Source organism: Pseudoalteromonas sp. MM17-2 (assembly GCF_022347945.1).
Lineage (GTDB): Bacteria > Pseudomonadota > Gammaproteobacteria > Enterobacterales > Alteromonadaceae > Pseudoalteromonas > Pseudoalteromonas ruthenica.
On record NZ_JAKRFV010000041.1, the window covers coordinates 1 to 4375 of the forward strand.

Here is a 4375-nt window from a genome sequence, read left to right on the forward strand (position 1 = left end):
CGAGCGCGAGCAGCAGGAGCGCTTAGCGAAAGAACAGGCAGAGCGTGAAGAGCAGGAACGTTTAGCTAAAGAACAGGCAGAACGTGAAGAGCAGGAGCGCTTAGCGAAAGAGCAAGCAGAACGTGAACAGCAGGAGCGTTTAGCTAAAGAACAGGCAGAACGCGAGCAGCAGGAGCGCTTAGCGAAAGAACAGGCAGAACGTGAAGAGCAGGAACGTTTAGCGAAAGAACAAGCCGAGCGTGAACAGCAGGAGCGTTTAGCTAAAGAACAGGCAGAACGTGAACAGCAGGAGCGTTTAGCGAAAGAACAAGCAGAACGTGAAGAGCAGGAACGCTTAGCTAAAGAACAAACCGAGCGTGAAGAACAAGAACGCCTCGCCCAAGAGCAGGCAGAAAAAGCGGCCGTAGCTGAGAAAAAGCCAGGGTTCTTCTCACGACTCAAAAAAGGGCTATTAAAAACCAAGTCAAACATCGGCTCCGGCTTTGCGTCTATATTTAGCGGCAAAAAAATTGACGATGAATTATTCGAAGAGCTAGAAACACAATTACTAACAGCCGATGTCGGTGTTGATACCACCGTGAAGTTGATTGATAGCCTTACCGATGCAGCAGATCGCAAGCAGCTCAAAGATGGCGAGGCTTTATATGAGCTACTGAAGCAAGAGATGGCAACAATGTTGGCAAGTGCTGAGCAGCCATTAAACCTTGAGGGCAAAGATGGACCGTTTGTCATACTTATGGTCGGTGTTAATGGTGTCGGTAAAACCACCACCATAGGTAAGCTTGCTAAACAGTATCAACAACAAGGGAAGTCGGTAATGCTTGCTGCAGGCGATACCTTCCGTGCAGCAGCGGTAGAACAACTGCAGGTGTGGGGAGAGCGTAACGATATTCCCGTTATCGCGCAGCATACCGGAGCTGATAGCGCTTCTGTGGTCTTTGATGCTTTCCAAGCTGCAAAAGCGCGCAACGTTGATGTGCTGATTGCTGACACCGCTGGGCGCTTGCAAAATAAAGACAATCTAATGCAAGAGCTTGAAAAAATAGCGCGAGTGATGAAAAAAATAGACCCTGAAGCACCCCACGAAGTGATGTTGACCATTGATGCGGGAACAGGTCAAAATGCGATAAGCCAAGTAAAGCTATTTGATCAGGCCGTTGGTTTGACCGGTATCACTTTGACTAAACTAGATGGTACGGCGAAAGGGGGAGTCATATTCGCCATAGCCAATCAGTTTAAAACACCTATTCGCTATATTGGTGTGGGTGAAAGCATCGATGACTTGCGTACTTTCAAAAGTGATGACTTTATAGAGGCGCTGTTTAGCAACGAACAATAATTACCCTAACATTGGGAAATAATAACAATGATAAAGTTCCAAGAGGTCAGTAAAACCTACCCGGGGGGGCATCGAGCCTTAGAGAAAATCAGCTTTCATATCGAAAAAGGAGAGTTGGCTTTTCTCACCGGGCACAGTGGCGCTGGTAAGAGTACGCTGCTTAAGCTTATTAGCTTAATGGAGCGCCCTTCAGCTGGTAAAGTCGCCATTAATGGCGTAGACCTCGCTGCTATCAAAGCAAAGCAAATTCCATTTGTGCGCCGCGATATAGGTATTATTTTTCAAAATCATCGACTTCTTGAACGTTACTCCGTGTTTGATAATGTCGCGTTACCGCTGATTATTGAAGGGGCACATCGCAAACAATTAGAAAAGCGTGTCTATGCTGCGCTGGATAAAGTGGGGCTCAGTGATAAAGCCCGCTGTAACCCAACAACTCTCTCTGGGGGTGAACAACAACGGGTGGGCATAGCCCGCGCAATCGTTAACTCCCCACCTTTGCTGCTCGCGGATGAGCCCACGGGTAACCTAGACCCTGAGTTATCGATGGAAATTCTGCAATTATTTGAAGACTTCAACCGCCATGGTACTTCTGTGCTTATTGCCACTCACGACCTTGGCTTAATAGCGCGGATGAAATATCGTAGCCTGACGCTTAAAGAAGGCCGTCTGCTCAGTGATCCACTGGCTCAGGAGGCGCTCTCATGAGTCTATTATTTAAAGGTCGGGAAACTGATTATCAGCGCAAAGGCCATTCGCCCGTTGCACGCATGTACTTCGGTATTATTAATACGATTCGTCAAGGGGTGCAGAGCTTAGGAGAGATGTGGCGTACACCCACTGCATCAATGATGACAATCCTTGTACTGGGACTAAGCTTAACCTTACCTTCTACTTTGTACTTAGTCGTTAAAAATGTACAGAAAGTCAGTAGTGGCTTTGATAATGCAGCAGAGATTTCCTTATTTGTTAAAGAACAAATGTCGGAGCAACAAACACAAAGTTTGGTAAAACGTTTGGCGCTCTATAAAGAAGTTGAAGAAGTGCGCTTTATTAGCAAGCGCCAAGCGCTAGAAGAGTTTAAACAGGTGTCTGGCTTTGCTAATGCGTTAGATTATTTGGATGACAACCCTTTGCCTGATGTGGTGCTGGTCACTCCGGGTGAACGCTACCGTAATGCAGATGCTGCTAATGCGCTACTAGATAAATTACAACAAGAGCGAGAGGTCGACTTTGGCAAGTTGGATATCGAGTGGCTGGAGCGTCTAAATGCAATTTTGAATCTTCTTAAGGAAAGCGTGATCACTATTGCCCTATTATTACTCACTTCTGTCATTCTTATTATTGGCAATACCATTCGCTTGTCTATTATTGATAAGCGCAGTGAAATTCAAGTAATGAAGTTAGTTGGTGCTACCAACGGCTTTATTCAAGCTCCATTCTTATGGACAGGCATCTGGTATGGCATTATTGGCGGCTTTGTGGCGCTAATTTGCAATCTGCTGATGATGTGGTGGTTAGAGTCGGCCGTTGTGCAAGTGACCGGAATATACCAGTCGAACTTCATTCTAGAAGGGCTCGATGCGAACGAATTCCTCATTCTTATTGGCTTAGCGGTGATCTTGGGCTTTAGTGGTTCGTACTTATCTGTGCGTCGATATATCAAGGAAATTGAACCGGATAAAGTTTAATGGGCTGGCACCGCTTGTAAGCACGGTTGTTTCATCAAGTGATGCTCATAGCTTTGCTTGTGGCAAGTGCGTGAGGCGGTGCTATAGTTCACTTCTAATTCAGGGCTTCTTTGCTAGGTTGAATTTAACAGTTGTTGTTATTCTTTTGTCATCTTTGTTAGTTACAATTGAATCTCTCAACTTATTTTCCTTTTTTATCATTAAGTTAGAACGCATTAAGAAGATTTGTAGAACTTCTTGATATGCATAAGGTCAAAGGTTACAATGCGATTAGCACTCTCAGTTAAAGAGTGCTAAATTAAATGGACAGATTGATCACCCGAGGTGAAAAATGAGCACGAATTTAAATGCAATGGCATTAACGGTTGGCCAACAAAGCGCGAGCATCGAAGGATATTTGCAGGCTGTTAGCACCATCCCAATGCTCGAGGCCGAGGAAGAACGTCGGTTAGCGACTCGATTACAGCAACAAGGCGATCTAGAGGCTGCAAAGCAGCTGATCATGTCGCATCTGCGTTTTGTCGCCCATATTGCCAAAAGTTACAGTGGCTATGGTTTGCCACAATCAGACCTAATCCAAGAGGGCAACATTGGCCTTATGAAAGCAGTTAAACGTTTCGATCCCAGTGTGGGAGTGCGTTTGGTGTCTTTTGCCGTACACTGGATCAAAGCTGAAATCCATGAATATGTGCTTAAAAACTGGCGTATCGTAAAAGTTGCGACCACTAAAGCGCAGCGTAAACTGTTCTTTAATCTACGCAAAAACAAAAAGCGCCTAGGTTGGTTCAACCAAGAAGAGGTGGCCACAGTGGCCAGCGAGCTAGGCGTTAGTGAAAAAGAAGTACGTGAGATGGAATCACGTATGAGCGGCCAAGATATGGGCTTCGATTTAAGTGCAGACGAAGATGATAGCAGTGTTGGGCAAAGCTATTCGCCAGTGCAATACTTAACTGACAACGCTTCGGATTTAGCCGAAAGTGTAGAGCAGGAGCAATGGCAAGAGCAATCACATGCACGCTTATTCTCAGCACTGAAAACGCTGGACGATCGTTCGCAGGATATCGTTACATCGCGTTGGCTTGCAGATGAGAAAGCGACACTACAAGAGTTGGCACAAAAATATGAAGTGTCAGCAGAGCGTGTACGCCAGCTAGAAAAAACGGCGATGAAAAAGCTGCAAAATGCGATGGCATAAGTAGTTATACCGTGCTCAAAAAAGGCCAGCTTAGCTGGCCTTTTTCGATCTAAGTGACCCGTCCTAAATAGCGTTGACACTTTTCAAACTTAATTTGGAGAGTGTAATGAAATCAAATAGCAAACGAACTCAACGAGATTATTCCCTCGC

At 45.5% G+C, this 4375-nt stretch carries 4 protein-coding genes; all 4 read left to right on the forward strand.

Going from position 1 to position 4375, the window contains the following annotated elements:
- A partial coding sequence (ftsY, locus tag MHM93_RS19170) for a signal recognition particle-docking protein FtsY (protein ID WP_239450207.1) occupies positions 1–1339 on the forward strand: 1339 nt, incomplete at its 5' end.
- Between the two features lie 27 nt (positions 1340–1366).
- Entirely contained in the window at positions 1367–2047 is a 681-nt protein-coding gene (gene ftsE / locus MHM93_RS19175; RefSeq protein WP_022946369.1) for a cell division ATP-binding protein FtsE, read from the forward strand.
- Positions 2044–3030 carry a permease-like cell division protein FtsX gene (ftsX, locus tag MHM93_RS19180; protein WP_022946368.1) on the forward strand — a complete coding sequence of 329 codons (987 nt, stop codon included), beginning with the start codon at positions 2044–2046 and terminating at the stop codon, positions 3028–3030. Before ftsE ends, ftsX begins: the two co-directional genes overlap by 4 nt.
- Positions 3031–3361: 331 nt before the next feature.
- A complete protein-coding gene (gene rpoH, locus MHM93_RS19185; protein ID WP_239450208.1) occupies positions 3362–4225 on the forward strand; it encodes an RNA polymerase sigma factor RpoH in 864 nt (287 codons plus the stop codon).
- The last annotated feature ends 150 nt before the right edge of the window (positions 4226–4375 follow it).